The sequence below is a fragment of the Tenacibaculum adriaticum genome, from assembly GCF_008124875.1.
In the GTDB taxonomy this organism is placed as follows: domain Bacteria; phylum Bacteroidota; class Bacteroidia; order Flavobacteriales; family Flavobacteriaceae; genus Polaribacter; species Polaribacter adriaticus.
Genome location: NZ_VNIA01000001.1, coordinates 323,519 through 345,506, shown reverse-complemented (window position 1 = coordinate 345,506; position 21,988 = coordinate 323,519). Strand labels below are relative to the sequence as shown.

The 21,988-nt window shown below is 32.3% G+C and carries 19 protein-coding genes; 7 read left to right on the top strand and 12 right to left on the bottom strand.

The features are described from left to right. Nucleotides 1-44 precede the first annotated feature (44 nt). Together C7447_RS01675 and C7447_RS01670 are read left to right on the top strand one after the other, a co-directional pair. Nucleotides 45-1,091 carry a sensor histidine kinase gene (locus C7447_RS01675; protein WP_148868445.1) on the top strand — a complete coding sequence of 349 codons (1,047 nt, stop codon included), beginning with the start codon at nucleotides 45-47 and terminating at the stop codon, nucleotides 1,089-1,091. Beyond that, nucleotides 1,088-1,804, top strand: a complete 717-nt coding sequence (locus tag C7447_RS01670) for a LytR/AlgR family response regulator transcription factor (RefSeq protein ID WP_148868444.1) — start codon at nucleotides 1,088-1,090, stop codon at nucleotides 1,802-1,804. Before C7447_RS01675 ends, C7447_RS01670 begins: the two co-directional genes overlap by 4 nt. A gap of 98 nt (nucleotides 1,805-1,902) precedes the next feature. Here the strand turns inward: C7447_RS01670 and C7447_RS01665 are convergent, their stop codons facing one another. The 9 genes from C7447_RS01665 to gdhA form a co-directional block, all read right to left on the bottom strand. Beyond that, the gene (locus C7447_RS01665) at nucleotides 1,903-2,892 is read right to left on the bottom strand and encodes a DUF4837 family protein (protein ID WP_148868443.1); all 990 of its coding nucleotides are present in this window, start codon (nucleotides 2,890-2,892) and stop codon (nucleotides 1,903-1,905) included. A gap of 51 nt (nucleotides 2,893-2,943) precedes the next feature. Continuing rightward, entirely contained in the window at nucleotides 2,944-4,272 is a 1,329-nt protein-coding gene (locus tag C7447_RS01660; protein ID WP_148868442.1) for a lytic transglycosylase domain-containing protein, read from the bottom strand. A gap of 32 nt (nucleotides 4,273-4,304) precedes the next feature. Continuing rightward, on the bottom strand, nucleotides 4,305-5,066 hold the full coding sequence (locus C7447_RS01655) for an exodeoxyribonuclease III (protein WP_148868441.1): 762 nt from the start codon (nucleotides 5,064-5,066) through the stop codon (nucleotides 4,305-4,307). 5 nt (nucleotides 5,067-5,071) lie between these two features. After that, complete coding sequence (locus C7447_RS01650; protein WP_148868440.1) at nucleotides 5,072-5,728, bottom strand: 3-oxoacid CoA-transferase subunit B; 657 nt, start codon at nucleotides 5,726-5,728, stop codon at nucleotides 5,072-5,074. A 2-nt stretch (nucleotides 5,729-5,730) separates the two neighbouring features. Continuing rightward, nucleotides 5,731-6,432 (bottom strand): CoA transferase subunit A, encoded by a 702-nt coding sequence (locus tag C7447_RS01645; RefSeq protein ID WP_148868439.1) that lies wholly within the window; start codon nucleotides 6,430-6,432, stop codon nucleotides 5,731-5,733. 27 nt (nucleotides 6,433-6,459) lie between these two features. Beyond that, on the bottom strand, nucleotides 6,460-8,754 hold the full coding sequence (locus C7447_RS01640; RefSeq protein ID WP_148868438.1) for a transglycosylase domain-containing protein: 2,295 nt from the start codon (nucleotides 8,752-8,754) through the stop codon (nucleotides 6,460-6,462). Between the two features lies 1 nt (nucleotide 8,755). Beyond that, complete coding sequence (locus tag C7447_RS01635) at nucleotides 8,756-9,256, bottom strand: gliding motility lipoprotein GldH (RefSeq protein ID WP_148868437.1); 501 nt, start codon at nucleotides 9,254-9,256, stop codon at nucleotides 8,756-8,758. Continuing rightward, nucleotides 9,231-10,652 (bottom strand): PSP1 domain-containing protein, encoded by a 1,422-nt coding sequence (gene ricT, locus C7447_RS01630; protein WP_148868436.1) that lies wholly within the window; start codon nucleotides 10,650-10,652, stop codon nucleotides 9,231-9,233. The genes C7447_RS01635 and ricT overlap by 26 nt, the downstream gene beginning before the upstream one ends. A 251-nt stretch (nucleotides 10,653-10,903) precedes the next feature. Then, a complete protein-coding gene (gdhA, locus tag C7447_RS01625; protein WP_148868435.1) occupies nucleotides 10,904-12,247 on the bottom strand; it encodes an NADP-specific glutamate dehydrogenase in 1,344 nt (447 codons plus the stop codon). Between the two features lie 186 nt (nucleotides 12,248-12,433). On the opposite strand from gdhA, the gene pheS reads away from it, so the two are divergent. The 3 genes from pheS (at nucleotide 12,434) to C7447_RS01610 (ending at nucleotide 15,388) form a co-directional block, all read left to right on the top strand. Then, nucleotides 12,434-13,456: a phenylalanine--tRNA ligase subunit alpha gene (gene pheS / locus C7447_RS01620; protein ID WP_148868434.1), complete on the top strand. Its 1,023-nt coding sequence runs from the start codon at nucleotides 12,434-12,436 to the stop codon at nucleotides 13,454-13,456. A 64-nt stretch (nucleotides 13,457-13,520) separates the two neighbouring features. Next, nucleotides 13,521-13,916, top strand: a complete 396-nt coding sequence (locus C7447_RS01615; protein WP_148868433.1) for a hypothetical protein — start codon at nucleotides 13,521-13,523, stop codon at nucleotides 13,914-13,916. Nucleotides 13,917-14,023: 107 nt separating this feature from the next. Further along, a complete protein-coding gene (locus C7447_RS01610) occupies nucleotides 14,024-15,388 on the top strand; it encodes an alanine/glycine:cation symporter family protein (protein ID WP_148868432.1) in 1,365 nt (454 codons plus the stop codon). 18 nt (nucleotides 15,389-15,406) lie between these two features. On the opposite strand, the gene C7447_RS01605 is transcribed toward C7447_RS01610, so the two are convergent. Next, a complete protein-coding gene (locus C7447_RS01605) occupies nucleotides 15,407-15,754 on the bottom strand; it encodes a HopJ type III effector protein (RefSeq protein ID WP_148868431.1) in 348 nt (115 codons plus the stop codon). Between the two features lie 119 nt (nucleotides 15,755-15,873). Between C7447_RS01605 and aspS the strand changes: the two genes are divergently transcribed. Continuing rightward, the gene (gene aspS, locus C7447_RS01600) at nucleotides 15,874-17,628 is read left to right on the top strand and encodes an aspartate--tRNA ligase (protein WP_148868430.1); all 1,755 of its coding nucleotides are present in this window, start codon (nucleotides 15,874-15,876) and stop codon (nucleotides 17,626-17,628) included. Between the two features lie 45 nt (nucleotides 17,629-17,673). Next, nucleotides 17,674-19,464 (top strand): chloride channel protein, encoded by a 1,791-nt coding sequence (locus C7447_RS01595; protein ID WP_148868429.1) that lies wholly within the window; start codon nucleotides 17,674-17,676, stop codon nucleotides 19,462-19,464. Here C7447_RS01595 and glpQ read toward each other — a convergent pair. Both glpQ and C7447_RS01585 read right to left on the bottom strand, forming a co-directional pair. Beyond that, nucleotides 19,454-20,434 (bottom strand): glycerophosphodiester phosphodiesterase, encoded by a 981-nt coding sequence (gene glpQ, locus C7447_RS01590; protein WP_148868428.1) that lies wholly within the window; start codon nucleotides 20,432-20,434, stop codon nucleotides 19,454-19,456. The genes C7447_RS01595 and glpQ overlap by 11 nt on opposite strands. 3 nt (nucleotides 20,435-20,437) lie before the next feature. After that, nucleotides 20,438-21,931 (bottom strand): YfcC family protein, encoded by a 1,494-nt coding sequence (locus C7447_RS01585; protein WP_148868427.1) that lies wholly within the window; start codon nucleotides 21,929-21,931, stop codon nucleotides 20,438-20,440. Nucleotides 21,932-21,988: the final 57 nt, after the last annotated feature.

The following is a 21,988-nucleotide window of genomic DNA, read 5'->3' as shown; positions in this document are numbered from 1 at the left end:
TAAAATGGATTACTTTGAGTTATAACATATGTCTATCTTAAAACGTGAAGTCAATTAAAATTAAAAGAGAAATAGTTTATCATGGCCTTTTTTGGTTAATTTATTTCACCTTAAATACTTTGAGATGGGGTAGCTATTTTGATGATTACTCTTATTCATTTTACTCAAATATTGTTGAATTTTCTGTTCATATTATTCTTGTATATTTTAATTTATATTTCTTACTACCAAGATTAATTCCCAATAGGTATTTAGCGTATATTTTTATGCTTTTAACAGCCATATTGGTTATGACTTTTGTGAGAATCATTTTTACATACGAATTTGTTACAACAGACGTTTACAAAGAATCTCAGAGATCTAACACATCAATTTTTGATTTTAATTACATTCTTGCAGCATATATTGGTCAGTTATATGTAATTGGTTTTACAACAGCCATAAAGGTGACTATAGATTACGTGAAAAACTTAAAAAAAACAAAGCGTCTTGAGAAACAAAACCTTGAGAGTGAATTATCTATGCTCAAAGCTCAACTTCAACCTCATTTTTTTTTTAACACCCTTAATAACTTATATTCTTTAATTTTAGATAAATCAGATAGAGCAGAGGAAACAGTGGTTAAGCTTTCAGAATTTATGAGTTATATTATTTATGAGGGCAATAAAAAGGAAGTATACCTATTAAATGAAATAAAATATATTCAGAATTATATAGATTTAGAACAATTAAGATTTGGAAATAGAGTAGGTGTAGATTTTTTATTAACAGGATCTATAGAGAGTTATAAAATACCTCCATTATTATTGTTACAATTTATTGAAAATCTTTTTAAACATGGTACCGATTATGATCTAGGAAAAGTTAATTTATATATTAGTATTGAAGTAATTGATTCATGGCTAACTTTTATAACAAAAAATAAAAAAAGTGGTTTTAAAAATTTTACTAAAGGTTCTAAAATAGAAAATGGTATTGGTTTGAAAAATACCAAACGTAGATTAGGATTGTTGTTTGATAATAATTATGAATTTAGAATTAATGAAAATGAAATAGACTATGAAATAGTTTTAAAAATCCCCCTTAAATGAAAATACAATGTTTAATAGTTGATGACGAACCTTTGGCTATCAATGTGCTTAAAAAGCATTTAGAAAGTTTTGATAATTTTAATGTATCTCATACTTGTAATAACCCTATTGAGGCGTTTAATATATTGTCAAAAAACCAGATACAATTAATTTTTATTGATATAAATATGCCAAAATTAAATGGAATAGAATTCATTAAAAGTCTTAGTAATCCCCCTTTAATCATTATTACTACCGCATACAGAGAATTCGCTGTAGAGGGATTTGAACTAGATGTTACAGATTATTTGGTTAAACCGATAGCTCTAAAAAGAATCATGAAATCCTTAAATAAAGTATCTAAACTATTGAATTCTAAAAATGGTTCACAAGAAGTTAATCAAGAACAAGTTATCAACAATAATTATTTTTTTATAAAGGTTGATAAAAAGATGATAAAAATTTTCTATGATGACATTCTGTATATAAAAAGTCTTAAAGATTATGTTTCCATAAAAACGATTTACGATGACTACATTACCCACTACAATCTCTTAGCGATAACTAAATTACTACCTAATAATCAGTTTATTAGAATTCATAGATCTTTTACTATTGCTATAAATAAAGTAATGGCTATTGATGGAAATTGTATTCATATTGGAGACAAACGACTTCCTATAGGTAGAAACTTTGTAAAAGAGGTAAAAGATAAAATATTGAGAGAGATATGATGAGTAAAAAAAACTATTATACTTTTGTAAATGGATTAATAAGTCACTAAAACACCACTTTATACTTGATATAGAGAGGTGTTTTAGCTACTGGTTATTTATTTAATTTTCATAGATTTAGCAATAGCTTCTAATTCAAAAATAAAATCTCTTTTATTTATAGAAGGAGCATAGGTAAATCCTTCAAAAACAACTAGTCGATTGTTCTTTTTATCTATAACTGTATAGTTAATAAAAGGACCTGCCATAAAATCATTTTTCACTTCCCATTTACCACGAGTTTCAAATGCTTTTTTTCCATCTATTTCTGCATCATATGTATAGGGAGTATAAGCTTTTTCAGTAATCATATACATTCCTTCTTTGCTTCCAGGGATATATTTTTTACCAATAGTATCTCTAACAGCGGTTATATTATCTGCAACTTTTGTTTCATCTTCTAAAGGAACGGAATACACGATAATATTATTAGATCCATCTCCTCTTGCTATTCCGCTTTTTAAATGTTGACGTAACCATAAAAAATCTCCAGTATCATCTACTAAACAATATCTTTCAGGAATATCAAAACTAACACCAATATTTTCTAATGTTTTAAACAATTCATCATTTAGACGTTCTTTTTTAAAGATGTTTTGAATAAATTTAATGTCTTCATCTTTAAAAATTTTAATAATTTCTTTACCGCGATTTCTTATTAAGTTTACAAAACCTTCTTCATTTTTAGCAGTTGCTAACACAATTGTCTGAGGCGCAGCATATTTGTTTTTGGTAACAGAAATTTGTTCTTTATCTCCTTCTTGCATAATTAAAATAGCCTTATCGTTACGCATAAAAGTTTTAAATCCTGAAGGATCAACTTGTGAAACAGATAATAAAGTTTCTGGTTGAGGTAAGCCAACTTGATGTTCACCAAAAACAGTTCGGATTTCGTCCCCTGATTTCCCTAACCATTGGTTACTTTTCATAACTACTAAAATCTTGTTAGTATTTCCTGAAGAAGTTGGTAAAACAAAATCAGTTTTTTTATTGTTTTTACAACTAACAATGAAGAATGTTAGCGCTAAAAGTGTAAGTAAATTTTTCATTGTAGTTTTTATAGTTTTGGTTGTAGAGTAATTAATCAAAAATTGTTCCATTTACATCCTTTTAGGGTAAATATATAAATGTTGGCCAATTTTTAATCGGGTACTTAACATATTATTCCAACGCTTTATGTCTTTTATACGCACACCAAATTTAGCAGCAATTTTTCCTAAAAAATCTCCATTTTTTACTTTGTAACGAATACGCTTATCCATTTCAAAGTATTTTGGTAATGGTTTTTCTCGTTTAGAATCATCATAATCTGCTAATGCATATATTTCATGTTCTTTATCCAAAAATTCAAAGGTTTTGTTACGAGGCAAACGCACAGCAAAGCCTTTATTTTTAACATGCGGAATAATATCCAATTTATACATGGGATTTAAGAAAGATAAAATTTCTGTATCAACCCCAGTTTTTTCTGAAATATGATCAAAGGAAAGACTCCTTTTTATTTGAATTGTATCTGTTTGAAAATTGAAAATTTGCGGAGCCTCAGGATAAATTCCTAATTCATCTGCATATTTAAAAATATACATAGTTGCATAAAAAGCAGGCACATAACCAGCGGTTTCTCTTGGTAAAAACGGACGAATATTCCAATAATTTCGATATCCACCAGAACGTTTTATCGCTTTTAACACATTTCCAGGACCAGAGTTATAAGCTGCTAAAGCTAAATCCCAATCACCAAAAATATCGTACAAACTATTTAAATATTTACACGCAGCAATAGTTGATTTCACAGGATCTTGGCGTTCGTCTACATAAGAGTTTACAGCAAGTTTAAATTGTCTTCCCGTTCCGTACATAAATTGCCATAAACCAGTTGCGCCTACTCTGGATTTCGCTTTTGGATTTAGCGTAGATTCTACAATAGCCAAATACTTCATTTCTAAAGGAATGTCGTATTGATCTAAATACTGTTCAAACATTGGGAAATAATACTGAGCTCTTGCCATTAGAGCAGGGTAATATTTTTTACGGTATTTGATATAATTATTAATTGTTTTTTCTAGTGCGGGATTATACGCTAAATGAAATGGGGTAGTGGTATTAATTTCTGCTAATCGAGATTTTAATAAATCTGGAGAAACAATTTCAGTAACATTTCCTATGATATCTTTATCATTAATTACATATTGAATGCTATCATATAAAGGTGATTTAAACTTTGCTTCAATCAGCAAACTGTCCATTAATTTTAAATCATCGTTAGTGTATAATTCTTCAGCAATAACTGTTTCTTTAATTTCGTTATTTTGAATGCTATCAATTGATTGTGAAGCGATATTCTTTTGAACAAAAACAGAATCTATACCTGTGTTTTGTGATAATAGGCTAGAGGAGATAAAAAGTAGAGATAAAAATATTTTTTTCATAGAAAAATTCATCACATGCATTCGACTTCATTTTAAAATTTAAACTCAACGGCGATAGGACAATGATCTGAGTGTTTTGCTTCAGGTAAAATATAGGCTCTTGAAATACTATCTTTTAACGAATCTGAAACCATACAATAATCGATGCGCCATCCCTTATTATTAGCACGAGAATTTGCCCTATAACTCCACCAACTATAATGGTTTGGTTCTTTGTTTAAGTAGCGAAAGCTATCTATAAAACCACTATCTATAAAGTTTCCAATCCATTCACGTTCTTCAGGTAAAAAACCAGATACACCTTTCATTTTTGGATTATGAATATCTATTTCTTCATGACAAATATTATAGTCTCCACAAATTACTAAATTAGGAATCTTCTTTTTTAGCTCGTTTATGTAATCTTGAAATTCAGCCATATAATTGAATTTAAAACCTAAACGAGCATCATTTGTTCCTGATGGAAGATACAAACTCATGATTGAAAGCTCATTATAATCTATTCTAAGATTTCTTCCTTCGAAATCCATGGATTCAATTCCTGTACCATATTCAATATGGTTTGGTTCTTTTTTGCAAAAAATAGCGACACCTGAATATCCTTTTTTATCGGCAGAAAACCAATAATGATGAGGATATCCTGCTAATTCAAAGTCTAAATGATTTAATTGTTCTTTTTGTGCTTTCGTTTCTTGAATACAAATTATGTCTGGGTCCGCTTGTTGTAACCAATCAATAAATCCTTTTTTTATAGCAGCACGAATTCCGTTAACGTTGTAAGAAATTATTTTCATTGAAATTAAATTGACATTTCTGGAATTTCTCCATTCACAATTAAAGTACCTTCTGTAGCTTTTTTTATTTCTTCAACAGTTACTCCTGGAGCCCTTTCTAACAAATGAAACGTATTATTTTTAACTTCAAGAACAGCCAAGTTAGTAACAATTTTTGTTACGCAACCCACCCCAGTTAAAGGCAATGAGCATTTTTTAAGTAATTTTGATTCCCCTGCTTTGTTGGTGTGCATCATCGCTACAATAATATTATCTGCAGAGGCCACCAAATCCATCGCGCCACCCATTCCTTTTACCATCTTCCCAGGAATTTTCCAGTTGGCAATATCTCCGGTTTCTGAAACTTCCATAGCGCCTAAAATGGTTAAATGAACGTGTTTACCACGAATCATAGAAAAACTCATAGCAGAGTCAAAAAAACTTGCTCCTGGAAGTGTAGTGATAGTTTGTTTACCAGCATTAATAACATCAGCATCTTCTTCTCCTTCGAAAGGAAAAGGCCCCATTCCTAACACACCATTTTCACTTTGAAATTCAACTTCAATATCGTTTCTAACGTAATTAGCAACCAGTGTAGGGATTCCAATTCCTAGGTTTACATAGTAACCGTTTTTTACTTCTTGTGCGATACGTTTTGCAATGCCGTTTTTATCTAAAGCCATAATTAATTTCTTTGTCTAACAGTTCGTTGCTCAATTCTCTTTTCATATTTTTCTCCTTGAAAAATACGTTGTACAAAAATTCCAGGAATGTGAATTTGATTAGGGTCTAATTCACCAACCGGAACTAATTCTTCTACTTCTGCAACTGTAATAGTTGCTGCACCACACATATTTGGGTTGAAGTTTCTTGAAGTTCCTTTAAAAATTAAATTACCTGCAGCATCACCCTTCCAAGCTTTTACAAAAGAAAAATCAGCTTTAAATGCAGGTTCTAATACGTACATTTTACCATTAAACTCACGAGTTTCTTTTCCTTCGGCTACTTCAGTACCGTAACCTGCTGGTGTATAAAAAGCAGGAAAACCTGCTTGTGCAGCACGACATTTTTCAGCTAAAGTACCTTGTGGTGTTAATTCTACTTCTAGTTCACCCGATAGCATTTGACGTTCAAACTCATCGTTTTCACCTACATAAGATGAAATCATTTTTTTAACCTGTCGATTTTGTAATAGTAAGCCTAAACCAAAATCGTCTACACCTGCATTATTGGAAATACAGGTAACATCTTTAACTCCTAAACGAACTAATTCTGTAATTGCGTTTTCTGGAATTCCGCATAAACCGAAACCGCCAAGCATAAAAGTCATACCGCTTTTAACGCCTTTTAGAGCTTCTTGAACGTTGTTTACCTTTTTATTTATCATTGTTAGTTGTTTTGTTTAAGATAAATGTTAAAAATCTGTGTCTTTTTCTTCTTCTTGTTTTTTATCTCCCTCTTCACCTTCTTCTGCACTTTTATCATCTTCTACCTTAGAACAATCTAAATTGATACTAATATTAGAAGGTTTATCAAAAGCACTAGTACTTATGTCTAAGGTTTTATCTTCATAACATTTACGCATAAAAATACCCCAAGTAGGTAATGACATAGCTGCTCCTTGACCCTTATCAATACCAGCAAAATGAATTGAACGATCTTCACCACCTGTCCAAACACCTGTAACAAGATTTGGTACAATCCCCATAAACCAACCATCGGATTGGTTTTGTGTGGTTCCTGTTTTTCCTGCTATTGGATTTGAAAAATTATAAGGATAACCAGTAAGATATTTTGGTCGTGCATAAGGAGTACGTAAACGAACACCAGAACCACCTTGCGTAACACCTTCCATTAAATTTAAAATTACGTAAGCAGATTCTTCACTTAATACCTCTTTTGTTTCTGGAACAAAATTTCCTAAAACGGTACCGTTTTTATCTTCAATACGCATTAACATCATAGGGCTTACACGTAAACCTTTATTGGCAAAAGTAGAATACGCACTTACCATTTCTAATAATGATAAATCGATAGCTCCTAAAGCAATAGATGGATTGGCTTTTATTTCGGTAGATATACCTGCCGATTGCGCTAAACGAGCTACGTTTATAGGTGATACCATGTCTATCAATCTTGCGGTTACTGTATTTACAGATCCTGCTAAAGCTTGTTTTAAGGTTAATTCTCCTCCATATTTATTTCCATCATTTTCAGGTGTCCAATCTTTGTCCATTCCATATTTTTCTTTCGGAATAGTGTATGGCGTGTTTGGTAATTTCTCACAAGGAGACATTTTTAATTGATTAATTGCTGTTGCATATACAAATGGTTTAAAAGTAGAACCTACTTGTCGTTTTTGTTGTTCAACAGCATCGTACTTAAAATGCTTATTATTTATACCACCAACCCATGCTTTAATATGACCCGTTTGTGGTTCGATAGAAACTAAACCAGAGCGCAAGAAATATTTATAATAACGAATAGAATCGTATGGAGTCATGATAGTATCTCTATCACCTTTCCATGTAAACACGCGCATTTCGGTTTTGGTATTAAAGACCTTTTCAATTTCTTTATCCTTTTTACCATCGGCTTTCATGCGTTTGTACCGATCAGAATTCTTTTTAGCTCTATTAAGAATCCCTTTAATCTGATCTTTATCAATATCGTAAAAAGGAGCTTGTCTATTTCTTTTTTGTTCTTGAAAAAAATACTTTTGTAAATTCGACATGTGTTCTGTAACAGCCTCTTCTGCGTATTGTTGCATACGAGAATCTATAGTTACGTAAATTTTTAAACCATCACGATAAATATCATATTCTTCACCACTTGGTTTTGGATTCTTTTTTACCCAACCTTTTAAGAAATCACGTAAATGTTCTCTAAAATAAGTAGCTAAACCATCACTATGACTTTCTGGAGTGTAGTTTATTTTTAAAGCAAGTTTTTGTAACGAATCTTTAGTTTTATCAGTAATAAAACCATTTCTTTCCATTTGTTTTAAAACAACATTTCTTCGTTGTCTTACCATTTCTTCCCTTCTTAAAGGGTTGTACAATGAGGCGTTTTTTAACATACCAACCAACATGGCAGATTCGTGCATTTCTAATTCGATAGGTTCCTTACCAAAATAAATTCTTGCAGCAGAACGGATACCTACTGCTTGATTTATAAAATCATATTTGTTTAGGTACATTGAAAGAATTTCTTGCTTTGTGTACTGACGTTCTAATTTTGTTGCTACAACCCACTCTTTCATTTTTTGAATAACACGTAAAAAAATATTTTTTGAGGCTCTTTTTGTAAACAACATTTTAGCCAATTGTTGTGTAATCGTACTTGCACCACCACTACCTGGTTTTAAAACAGCTCTAGCGGTTCCTCTAAAATCGATGCCAGAATGTTCGTAAAAACGCTCATCTTCGGTGGCAACTAACGCTTTTATTAAGTTTTCTGGTAAGTCCTTATATTTAATAGGAGTTCTATTTTCATGAGCATATTTACCTAGAGTTTTGCCATCTGTAGAAATAATTTCTGTAGCTAAATTATTTTCAGGATTTTCTAATTCTTCAAAAGAAGGGAGTTTACCAAATAAACCCCAAGAAGCAAATAAAAAAAACAAGCATAAAAATAGAATTCCTCCTAAAACAAGACGCCAAAACCATTTAATGTAGTTGCTAAAATCAGTAGCTTTTTTTTCTGTCATATTATTCAATTTTTTCAATTCTAAATCCTACCTCGGTAATTCCTTCTAGATTTTTAATCCCGTTAACTTCACTGTTTTTTCTCATGGCATGTGAAATAGTAACAGAATAATCTCCGACTATAGGAAACAATATATTTTCTTTATAAAAAAGTTTATTTTCTTTAATTTCTGAAAAACCTTCTCCTAAAAATTCCCCCGATTTATCAGCCATATCATATTCAAGGGTGTCAATAATTTTTTGACCATCAGGAAAATTCATTTGAGTTATTAAAAACAAATTACTAAACGGATATTTATTGTTGTTTCTTATATTGATAAATAAATTGCGCTTAGCGATTGTGTCGTTAACTGAAAACGTAAAAGAAACCATGTCTTCTTTATTCCATAAGCCATTAGAAATGGAAGAATACTTATCAAAAACTCGACTGGAATCACACGAAACCAATACTAAAAACAGTATTAAAACTGATAAATAATTATTGTTTTTGATCGTTTGAAGCATTGTTGTTTCCAGTGTTTTTACGTTTGTTATTTCTTCTTTTTTGGCTGTTTGGTTTTTTGTTTGCTGTGTTTTTTGGAGTTCCTTCTGGTGAAGATTGCCCTTCAACTTTAGGTTTATTATTAGGTCTTTTTTTGTTTCGTTGTTGTTTAGGTTGGTTTTCTTTTGCCTCTGCTCCTTCTTCTTTTCTAGCTTGAGGTTTTCTTTTTGGTTGATTTTTTTGAACAACCTGAGTTTTAGCATTTGTAAATTTTGGTTTGTTTTTGGTGCGAGAGTTACGGTTTTTACGTGACCTTTTAGGCTCGTCAAAACGTGTTAAGCTATCTTGACCAACCACATTTTCAAAATCTGTTTTTGCTTCTTCTGTAATTTCAGACTCGTAATCTTCTAACGGAGAGCCTACCTCATTATTTTTATTTAGTTCTATAATTTCAAGAACTTGATCTAGAGATAATTTATACCATCTAAAGCGTTCCTCTTTATAGGTATACCATAGTAGTTTTTTGAAAATATCCATTTTAATAAAAACAGCATCTCCTTTTTCAGTTTTAAGAACGGTATCTTGTTTAGGAAATTGTTTTAAAGCATCTAAATACGAATCTAATTCATAGTTTAAACAACACTTTAACTTACCACATTGTCCAGCTAATTTTAGTGGATTTAATGATAATTGCTGATAACGAGCCGCAGCTGTATTTACTTTTCTAAAATCGGTTAACCAAGTAGAGCAACACAATTCCCTACCACAAGAACCAATACCTCCTAAACGAGCCGCTTCTTGCCGCATTCCAACTTGTTTCATTTCTACACGAATAGAAAATGCACTCGCCAAATCACGAATTAACTGACGGAAATCTACACGTTCATCAGCTGTGTAATAAAAAGTGGCTTTGTTTCCATCTCCTTGGTATTCAACATCTGAAAGTTTCATTTTTAATCCCAAACGAGAAATAATTTCACGCCCTTTTCGTTGTGTTTCTTGCTCTCTATCTCTAGCCTGTTGCCAAATATCGATGTCTTTTTGAGATGCTTTTCTGTAGATTTTTTTAACTTCTTCGTTGTTAGAATCTACGTTATGCTTCTTCATTTGCACTTTTACTAATTCACCGGCTAATGAAATAATACCAATATCATGACCCGGAGATCCTTCAACTGCTATAATGTCTCCCATAGAGAGTGTTAGTTTTTCAGTGTTTTTAAAAAAATGTTTTCTCCCGTTTTTAAAACGGACTTCGTAAATATTAAAAGGAGCTTCACCGGTTGGTAAAGTCATATTCGATAACCAATCAAAAACAGCAAGCTTGTTTCCGCTTCCGCATGTACCTGTTCCACAATTTCCATTGCTTTTACATCCGTTAGGAACGCCGTTATTGTTAGTTGAGCAACTGCTACAACTCATAAAATTTATATATTTTGAGTAGTTTTTTAAACCTATAGTTGGTATAGTATCAAAAAACTATCTTTTTAATAATTTGGTTTTCAACAGGTTGTATCTTTTAAGATAGTCTGTTCTTAATCTGTAAATATACATATTATAACGGAAAGAGAAAACGGAAAAATTTGTTAATAAATTAACCTGTTTTTTACGCTTTAAAGCAAAAAAAAGGCGCACCATTTTGGTGCGCCTTTTTGTATATTTAGAAGTTGAAATTAAACAACTCCTTGATCTAACATTGCGTCGGCAACTTTAACGAAACCAGCAATATTTGCTCCTTTTACATAATCTACATAACCATTAGGCTCAGTTCCGTATTTTACACAGGCTTCATGAATGCTGTTCATAATTCCATGTAATTTACTATCAACTTCTTCACGCGTCCAGCTTAAACGTAATGAGTTTTGACTCATTTCTAAACCAGATGTTGCAACTCCACCAGCATTTGATGCTTTTCCAGGAGCGAATAATATTTTTGCTTTATGGAATACTTCGATAGCTTCTGGTGTCGATGGCATGTTTGCACCTTCACTTACACAAATACATCCGTTTGTAACTAATGTTTTTGCTTCTTCTCCGTTTAATTCATTTTGAGTAGCACAAGGCAGAGCTACATCACAAGCAACAGACCATGGTCTTTCATTTTCGAAATATTCTACACCGTCAAATTTCTCAGCAACTTCTTTTATTCGTCCTCTTTTTACATTCTTAAGCTCCATAATAAAAGCTAATTTTTCTGAATGTATTCCTCCAGGAGCATAAATATATCCACCAGAGTCAGACATGGTAACAACTTTACCGCCTAAATGAATTACTTTTTCACAAGCGTATTGAGCAACATTCCCTGATCCTGAGATAACAACGGTTTTTCCTTTAAAAGAATCTCCTTTAGTTTTCAACATGTTTTCAGCGAAATATACATCACCGTAACCTGTTGCTTCAGGACGAATTAATGATCCACCCCAAGTAGCTCCCTTACCAGTTAGAACCCCAGTAAACTCATTACGTAAACGTTTGTATTGACCGAACATGAATCCGATTTCGCGACCACCAACACCAATATCTCCCGCAGGAACATCTGTGTTAGGACCAATATGACGTGCTAATTCAGTCATAAAAGATTGACAAAAAGCCATCACTTCACGATCAGATTTCCCTTTTGGGTTAAAGTCAGATCCTCCTTTTCCACCTCCCATTGGAAGTGTAGTTAATGAGTTTTTAAATACTTGTTCGAAACCTAAGAATTTTAAAATTGATAAGTTTACAGAAGGATGAAAGCGCAATCCACCTTTGTAGGGTCCAATAGCAGAATTGAATTCTACTCTATAACCACGATTAACTTGAGTTTCTCCACTATCATCTACCCAAGGTACACGAAACATTAAAGTTCTTTCTGGCTCCACCATTCTTTCTAATAATTTCTTTCCTTTGTATTTTGAATTACTCTCAATAAAAGGGATAATAGCTTCTGCTACTTCATGTACAGCTTGTAAAAATTCTGGTTCATGAGGATTACGTTCTTTAACGTAGTCCATAAAAGCATTTATTTTTGATTCCATAATTTAGTTGTTCAATATATTATGTATACTATAATTTTAATACGCAAATATAATTAAATTACTATTTTAGGTGCTTAAAAAGGTGCTTTTTTTAGTTTTCTCTAAATCGTTTTCGTAATCCCTTATTGTATACTCTTTTTTTCAGTAAAAAAGCGTAAATTTGCAACTTAATTTTTTTGATGGAATATGTTAGATAAGATAAAAGAATTGATTGGTGAAGTAAACACATTTTCAGCTACTTCTTTAGATGAAATTGAAACGTTTAGAATTAAGTTTTTAGGAAGCAAAGGAATCTTAAAAGAGTTGTTTGCTGAGTTTAAAAATGTGCCTAACGATCAAAAGAAAGAATTCGGACAAACGATAAACACACTTAAACAAGCTGCAGAAGAAAAGGTAACTACTTTAAAAGAAGAAGTATTAGAAAATTCAGTTGAAGAAAAGGGGGTTTATGGCGATTTGTCTCGTCCGTCTGAACCAATTGAATTAGGTTCTCGTCATCCGATATCTATCGTTAAAAATCAAATTATAGAAGTGTTTAATCGTATTGGATTTACAGTATCTGAAGGACCAGAAATTGAAGATGATTGGCACAACTTTACCGCATTGAACTTACCGGAATATCATCCGGCACGTGATATGCAAGATACTTTCTTTATTGAAAAGAATCCTGATACTTTATTAAGAACGCACACATCTTCAGTGCAAGTACGTTATATGGAAAATAATGAACCACCAATTCGTACGATTTCTCCAGGTAGAGTTTTCCGTAATGAAGATATTTCAGCACGTGCACACTGTATTTTCCATCAAGTAGAAGGGTTATATATTGACACAGATGTTTCGTTTGCCGATTTAAAACAAACGTTATTATACTTTACTAAAGAAATGTTCGGTAAATCTAAAATCAGATTACGTCCGTCGTATTTCCCATTTACTGAGCCAAGTGCTGAGGTAGATATTTATTGGGGGTTAGAAACGGAAACCGATTATAGAATTACGAAAGGAACAGGTTGGTTAGAAATTATGGGTTGCGGAATGGTAGATCCTAATGTATTGAAAAATGCAAACATAGATCCTACAAAATATTCTGGTTATGCCTTCGGAATGGGAATTGAGCGTATCGCAATGTTGTTATACCAAATTCCAGATATTCGTATGTTCTATGAAAATGACGTTCGTTTCTTAGAGCAATTTAAATCTGTACTTTAAAAAAAATCAAAAATAAAAGACGAAAGAAACCAAAAGCTTTCGTCTTTCCATTTTATACAATCTTATGAAAAAAGACATCGAAATACCTAAAGTTACTGGTGTAGAAATTGCCATTGTTTTAGAGTACAATGAAGCGCATAATGAAGATGATTGGAATGTGTATATCATCAACAGAAAAGATGTGGATTTAGAAATGGTGGTCATTGTTTCTCAAGGGTTTTCAGAGACAAAAACAACGTCACTTTTCAGAAGAAAGATTGATAAACTTCCAGCAAATTCATTTGCTAAGTTTGAAATTATGCAGCCTGAATTGTTTGCGTTAGATAATCGTTTCCAGGTAAGCTTCTTTGAAGGAAATCAAATACACGAAAAAACGTTTATTTTTCAAGAAGGAACCATTCAAGAAGGCTTTTTAAGAGATGTTGATGTTTTAGGAAAAAGAGGAATAGTTTGTAAATAATATATCATACTTTCATAAAATAACACTAAAAAACGATACTTGTTAATAATAAGGTATCGTTCTTTTTTTCATACACATTTTACTACTTTCGATTAAAATATTAATTTATGTTTTTAGACATTCAGAATATAGTTGCAGAATTTTCTTCATGGATTTGGGGAATTCCTTTATTAATCTTGTTAATTGGTGGCGGATTGTATTTATTTATCTATTCGGGATTAGTTCCGTTTCGATATATGGGTCACGCTATTGCAATTTTAAGAGGGAAATATGATAAAGAGGATTCTCCTGGAGATTTATCGCATTACGAAGCATTATCATCTGCTATTGCTGCTACTGTGGGAATGGGAAATATTAGCGGAGTTGCCATTGCAATTGCTACTGGAGGTCCAGGAGCCATTTTTTGGATGTGGGTAAGTGCTTTTGTAGGTATGGCAACCAAATTTTTTACCTGTAGTTTGTCGGTAATGTATCGAGGAAAAGATGAAGATGGAAATGTAAAAGGAGGCCCGATGTATGTAATTACAGAAGGACTTGGAAAACAATGGAAACCTTTAGCCGTTTTCTTTTCTTTTGCAGGATTATTCGGAACATTACCTGCCTTTCAAGCAAACCAATTAACACAAACCTTAGTAGATGTTTTTCAAGTAAATGAAAGCAATACGTTTACGGCAAAATTGATGTTAGGAATAACGATTGCCATTATTACTGCTTTGGTAATTTTTGGCGGAATTAAACGAATTGGAAGTGTTGCGGGGAAACTAGTACCGGTAATGGTGGTGGTGTATTTAATGACTGTTTTAACGATTCTATTTTTAAAGATAGATGTAGTTCCGTCCATATTCAAATTAATTTTTACAGATGCTTTTTCAGGAAAATCAGTGTTAGGAGGTGCATTAGGAGTTTTAATAATTACCGGAGTAAAACGAGCTGCTTTTTCTAACGAAGCAGGATTAGGAACCGCACCGATGATGCACGGTACCGCTAAAACTAAAGAACCTATTAGAGAAGGTTTGGTAGCAATGTTAGGCCCTGCTATTGATACGTTGCTAGTATGTACACTTACTGCATTGGCCATTTTAGCTTCGGGAATATGGAAAGGTTTTGATGGAGACGGAATTTCGTTAACGTTAGCGGCATTTAATTCTGTTTTACCGTATAATATAGGAGGTGTTATTTTAACAATATGTGTGTTGATTTTTGCCTTTTCGACGTTGTTTACCTATTCATTTTATGGTTATAGTTGTTTAAGTTTTTTATCGAATTTAAAAACGGCAAAATATTATAATCATATTTATATTTTTGTTATTGTAATTGCTTCGGTAGTTAAGTTAGATTTTGTCATAAACTTAATGGATAGCGCTTATGCACTCATGGCAATTCCAACGGTGATTTCTACGTTGATTTTAGCACCAAAAGTTAAAAAAGCAGCTGCGGTTTATTTTCAGAAGTTGAAGATGAATGAGTTTTAAAATAGTTTAGATAAAATATTAGTTCTTTTCTGTTAATGCTTCCCTTTCAAAACTTAGACCTTTAAAACCAGTTTGCATAAAATTTCGAATATTTTGATGATCCGTTCCGTTAGGGTTTCCTAACACATCTTTAAAATAATATTGACCAAAACAAGCTAAAGTTTCATCTTTTGTAAATTGTTGCTTTAATGCAAAAGCAAATACTTTACAAGAGCCTAAATTTTCGGTAGCTCTATTTTTTATTTCTCCGTTTTTAAATGCTGATGGAGAAAAATTATATAGTGATTCGATAGTATTTATTGTGTTTTTAAACTCAATAGTTTTTGGGTTGTTTTTCAATTTACTAATAAAGTTATCTAATGTCATGTTTAATTTTTTTATAACATAGTAAAAAAACAGAATTAAATCAATTTAAACTAACTAATAGTAATTTTTCACATCCTAACAATTATTGTTAATTTTGCAACTTCTAAAACAAGAATTAAATGTACAGAACGCACACTTGTGGCGAGTTAAGAGCATCGCACATAAATACTGAAGTTACCTTATCTGGATGGGTACAAAAATCGCGCGATAAAGGATTTATGATTTGGGTTGATTTACGCGACCGTTACGGAATTACACAGTTAATTTTCGACGAAGAGCGTACACCTAAAGACATTATAGAAAAAGCAAAAACTTTAGGTCGTGAGTTCGTAGTACAAGTTACAGGAACGGTAATTGAGCGTCAGTCTAAGAATCCAAATATGGAAACTGGAGATGTTGAAGTATTAGTTACCAAGTTAGATATTTTAAACAAAGCAAAGCTTCCTCCATTTACTATTGAAGATGAAACCGATGGAGGAGAAGATATCCGAATGAAATATCGTTACTTAGATATTCGTCGTAATCCGGTAAAGGACAGCTTAATTTTCCGTCACAAAGTTTCAATGGAAGTTCGTAAATACCTTTCTGATAAAGGGTTTATTGATGTTGAAACTCCATATTTAATCAAATCTACACCAGAAGGAGCACGTGATTTCTTAGTGCCTTCTCGTATGAATGCAGGTCAGTTTTATGCATTACCACAATCGCCACAAACCTTTAAACAATTGTTAATGGTCGGTGGAATGGATAAATATTTCCAGATTGTAAAATGTTTTAGAGATGAAGATTTACGTGCCGATCGTCAACCAGAATTCACACAAATAGACTGTGAAATGGCATTTGTTGAACAGGAAGATATTTTAGAGATCTTTGAAGGAATGACACGTCATTTACTAAAAGAAATCAATAATGTTGAGGTTGATAAATTTCCAAGAATGTTGTTTGATGATGCAATGCGTTTGTATGGAAATGACAAGCCAGATATCCGTTTTGGGATGGAATTTGGTGAGTTAAATGAAGTTGCACAACACAAAGACTTTAAGGTATTTAATGATGCTGAATTAGTAGTAGGAATTGCAGTTCCTGGAGGAGCATCCTATACACGTAAAGAAATCGATAAATTAATCGAATGGGTAAAGCGTCCACAAGTAGGAGCTTTAGGAATGGTATATGTAAAATGTAACGAAGACGGTTCATTTAAATCTTCTGTAGATAAGTTTTACGACGAAGAAGATTTAGCAAAATGGGCTGAAGCTACAGGAGCAAAATCAGGAGATTTAATATGTGTTTTATCAGGACCAACAACCAAAGTTCGAGCACAATTAAGTGCTTTACGTATGGAAATGGCAGAACGTTTAGGTTTGAGAGATCCAAAAGTATTTGCACCATTATGGGTAATTGATTTCCCATTATTAGAATTAGATGAAGAAACGGGGCACTATCATGCAATGCACCATCCGTTTACATCGCCAAAACCAGGTCAATTAGAATTGTTAGATACAGATCCTGGAGCTGTAAAAGCAAATGCTTACGATTTGGTATTAAACGGAAATGAAATTGGTGGAGGATCTATTAGAATTCATGATAAAGAAACACAGGCAATTATGTTTAAGCATTTAGGATTTACTGAAGAAGAAGCAAAAGCTCAGTTTGGTTTCTTAATGGATGCTTTTGAATACGGAGCACCACCACATGGAGGTTTAGCTTTCGGTTTAGATAGATTGGTTGCTATTTTAGGCGGACAAGAAACTATCCGTGATTTTATTGCATTCCCTAAAAACAACTCAGGGCGTGATGTAATGATTGATGCACCAGCAACGATAGATAATGAACAATTACAAGAATTGAGTATTAAATTAGATATTAAAGCATAAATATAATCCCTCTTTTTGAGGGATTTTTTTGATACATTTGGACTTATGCTTTCATCTAAAAAAATACTTAAGAAAATATTTATATGGAGATATAAAAACATTTCACAAAGAAGATTTGTTTATATTCTAAGTATTTTAGTTGGATTTACTTCTGGGTTAGCAGCTTTAATCTTAAAAAACTTTACGCACTATATACAATCTCTTTTAGAAGGGAAGTTAGTGCAACATTATCATAAAGTATTTTATTTTTTGTTTCCTATAATTGGGTTTACACTTGTGTATTTGGTAATTAAATATATAATTAGAGGCACAGTAAGTCACGGTATTCCTTCTACCCTTTTTGCTATTTCGAAGAGAAAAGGAATTATGAAACAATACCAAATGTTTGGTTCATTATTAACGGCACCTATCACAATTGGTTTTGGAGGTTCTGTAGGATTAGAAGGTCCCACAGTTGCTACAAGTGCTGCCATAAGTTCTAACATTTCTCGAATGTTTCATGTAAACCAAACCACACGTAACTTACTTATTGGTTGTGCTGCGGCAGGCGCTTTATCAGCAATTTTTAAAGCTCCAATTGCTGCGATTATTTTTGCTATTGAAGTGTTTAGTTTAGATTTAACAATTGCCTCAATGTTACCGTTACTTTTAGCGTCACTTTCGGCTATTATTATGTCATATTTCTTTTTTGGAAATGATATTCTTTTGCCTTTCAGAATTGAGGATAAATTTACAGTATCTGATGTTCCTTTTTATATTGTTTTAGGACTCGTAGCATCATTAACTTCGGTTTATTTTACAGAGATTTACGAGAGAATTCAAAAGATTTTTGACAATATTGGTTCACCATTTAAAAGAATTGTTTTTGGAGGTATAGCCATTGGTATTCTAGTGTATTTCATACCACCTTTGTATGGGGAAGGGTTTGATGTTATTAATAATTTAGTTGCAGGAAACCCTGAAAAAGCGTTAGAAAACAATTTTTTTAATTTGGAGACCGAAAATGTTTGGATCGTTATAGGGTTGTTAATAGGATTAGTATTTTTTAAAATTATAGCAAGTTCACTTACTTTTGGTGCTGGTGGTGTTGGTGGTATTTTTGCACCTACATTATTTATGGGGAGCATTATGGGAAATTGTCTTGCAAAAATTATTAATAATTCAGGTTTTTTCTCTTTTTCCATTTCTGAAAGTAATTTTACTTTGGTTGGCATGGCGGGTCTTATGGCGGGAGTACTTCATGCACCGCTTACAGCAATTTTCTTAATTGCAGAGATAACAGGCGGATATGAATTATTTATTCCTTTAATGATCACTTCTGCTATTTCTTTTGGTGTGATAAAATATTTTCATCCTCACTCCGTATACGCAATGGAGTTGGGTAGAAAAGGAGAATTGATTACCCATGATAAAGATCATGCCGTATTAACTTTAATGGATATGGATAGGGTTATTGAAAACAATTTTGTGGAGATTTATCCTGAAATGACATTAGGAGAAATTGTTCATGAAGCGGTAGTAAAATCAAATAGAAATATTTTTCCTGTTGTTGATAAGGAAACTAAGGAGTTATTAGGAATTTTATTATTGGATGATATAAGGCCTATTATGTTTGATACCACTTTATATAATAGTGTTAAAGCTAGTGATGTAATGCAAGATCCACCTGAAATAGTGGAGTTGGAAGAAGATAAAATGACGGATATTATGAAGAAATTTCAAGATAGTGGTGCTTGGAATTTACCTGTTGTTAATAATAATCAATATCACGGATTTATTTCTAAATCTAAATTGTTAACAGTATACAGAAGAAAATTAATTGAAGTTACTTCTTAGCTAAAAACTCAACCATTTTATCAGGGAAGTCGGTAAAACCACCATCAATATTTGCTTCAAAAAATAAGACCTGCATCATTTCATCAAACGAAGAAAACTCATCTAACTGATCTGCTCTAAATGTATACGGATGTACTTTTAAGCCTAATTTATGAGCATCATCAACCAAGGATGTGAATATCCATTTGTCACCTGTTTTTTTATCTAGAATTTGCTTATACCAAGGTCCAATTCCGTTAGCATAACGAGCGTAGTAATCTAAATTATTAGCTTCTTCGGGGAATTCAATTAATTGCACTAAAAATAAATCTGATTTTAACTCTTTTCGAACACGTTCTAATTCTTTAGCATCAAAACACTGGAAGATACATTTGTCTTTTTTAGTGGTATAACCATAGTCAGACAATATTTGCAAGGTGATTTTAGCGATATCTTTCCCGTTTTTATGATGAAAAGCAGGGTTTTTGATCTCTGGATAAATACCGATGTTATTTCCTGTAGATGTATTTAACCCTTGAATGAATTCAATCTCTTGTTGCAAAGAATGTAGTTTGAAATTTCCTTTTCCCTTCGGAAAACGATTTGGATAAAATTGCTTACCTGTTTTAGGGTTAAAACGCTCTGTAACGTTTAGTTGTTGCAATTCGTCAAATGTAAAATCAATAACATAAAAACGACCATCTTCACGTTTTCTATTTGGGTATTTTTGAGCCACATCGGTAACGTCATCTAACTCAATATCATGAATTACCATAGGAACATCGTCTTTGCTTAATACAAGGTCTTGCTCTAAATAATCAGGTTTCATTGCATAAGCCATAGCTTTCGCTTCCATAGTGTGTTCTGGTAAGTACCCTGAAGCTCCACGATGAGCAATTACAATTTTTGTATCCATTTTAGTTGAGGTTTTTACGGGATTGTTGCATCCGATAATTGTAGATAAAACTAAGATAAAATATATGTTTTTCATATGTTAAATATAAACCTGTATTGTTAACGCTATCATGGTAAATACAGTTAAAATAATTACTAGCGGAATGACAAATTTTAACCATTTATCATATCCGATTTTAACAATAGCCAAAGAAGCTAAAATTAAACCTGTTGGGTTGATAAATGCAAACAAACCCATACCGTATTGGTAAGCGTTTACAATTACCTCTCTACCAATACCAACAGTATCTGCTAATGGCGACATAATTGGCATCGTTAAAACAGCCATACCAGAAGAACTTGGGATAAAGAATGATAAACCAGAGTAAATAAAAAGTAACACATTGGTAAAAACTCCTTTCGACATCCCGCTTGTTAAACCACTAGCATAGTGTAAAATAGTATCGCTTATTAATCCTTGTTCCATTACTACAGATACTCCTCTGGCAATACCAATAATAAAAGCGACTCCTAACAAGTCATTTGCTCCTTTAATAAAAAGTGTAACAAAACTTTCTTCTTTCATTTTGGCTAAAAAACCAATAAGAATTGAGCCGATTAAAAAGACGACTGTCATTTCTTCAAACCACCAACCTAAGCGTGAAACTCCGTAAATCATTATTACAAAACATAAGGCAAAAACAGTTAAGATAATTCGTAAACGACCTGTTAACGTATGTGAATTTGAAGTTGAATTCCCAAATAAATTTTCAATCATTTCTTTTTGATCAAAAACAATCGATTTTGTGACATCTTTCTGAACTCGGTTTGCATATCGAAAAATATAAAGAATACAAATAATAAGTCCTAAAATTAACATGATTAATCTTCCTGTAAATCCAGTTGTCCAATTAATTCCTGCAGCATCCGAAGCAATAATTACACTAAACGGATTAACCGTAGAACACATAGTTCCTATAGATGATCCAATATATACACTGGCTAAAGCGACTATTGCATCATATTTTGCAGCTAAAAATATAGGGATAAGTATAGGGTAAAAAGCAATGATCTCTTCTGCTAAACCAAATGTAGTACCTCCAATAGCAATTAAAGTGGTAACAACTATAATTAGCCAATATTCTTTTCCTTTTAATGCTTCTGCTAACCAAGAAATACCAGCATCAAAAGCCCCCGTGAAATTCATGACACCAATAAGTCCTCCTAAAATTAAAACGAATAAAATAATATCAGACGATTGTATAATTCCTTTAATAGGTGATTTTATAAAATCTAAAAATCCTTGGGGCTTTGGGTCGAGTTGTGTGTAAGTTTTAGGAACGTTAATAGGTTTCCCAATATCTCCGTTGGTGAACTTTTCTAAAGGAATCTTAACGCCTAAATTTTCTAAAATTTCTTGATTTGCAGGTAGTGTTTTTACCTCTTCTAAGTGTGTGTAGGTAAAAGAATTACTATCTTTTTGATATTGTAAGGTGTCAAATTTACCAGCAGGGACAAACCATGTTAAAATTGCAACTAATCCTGCTATAATTAGTAAAATAGTATGCGGAGTAGGTAGTTTTATGCTTTTCAAAGTTGAGAAGTTTTATGTAATGTTAAAAATAAAAAAAAAGCATCGATAACTGATGCT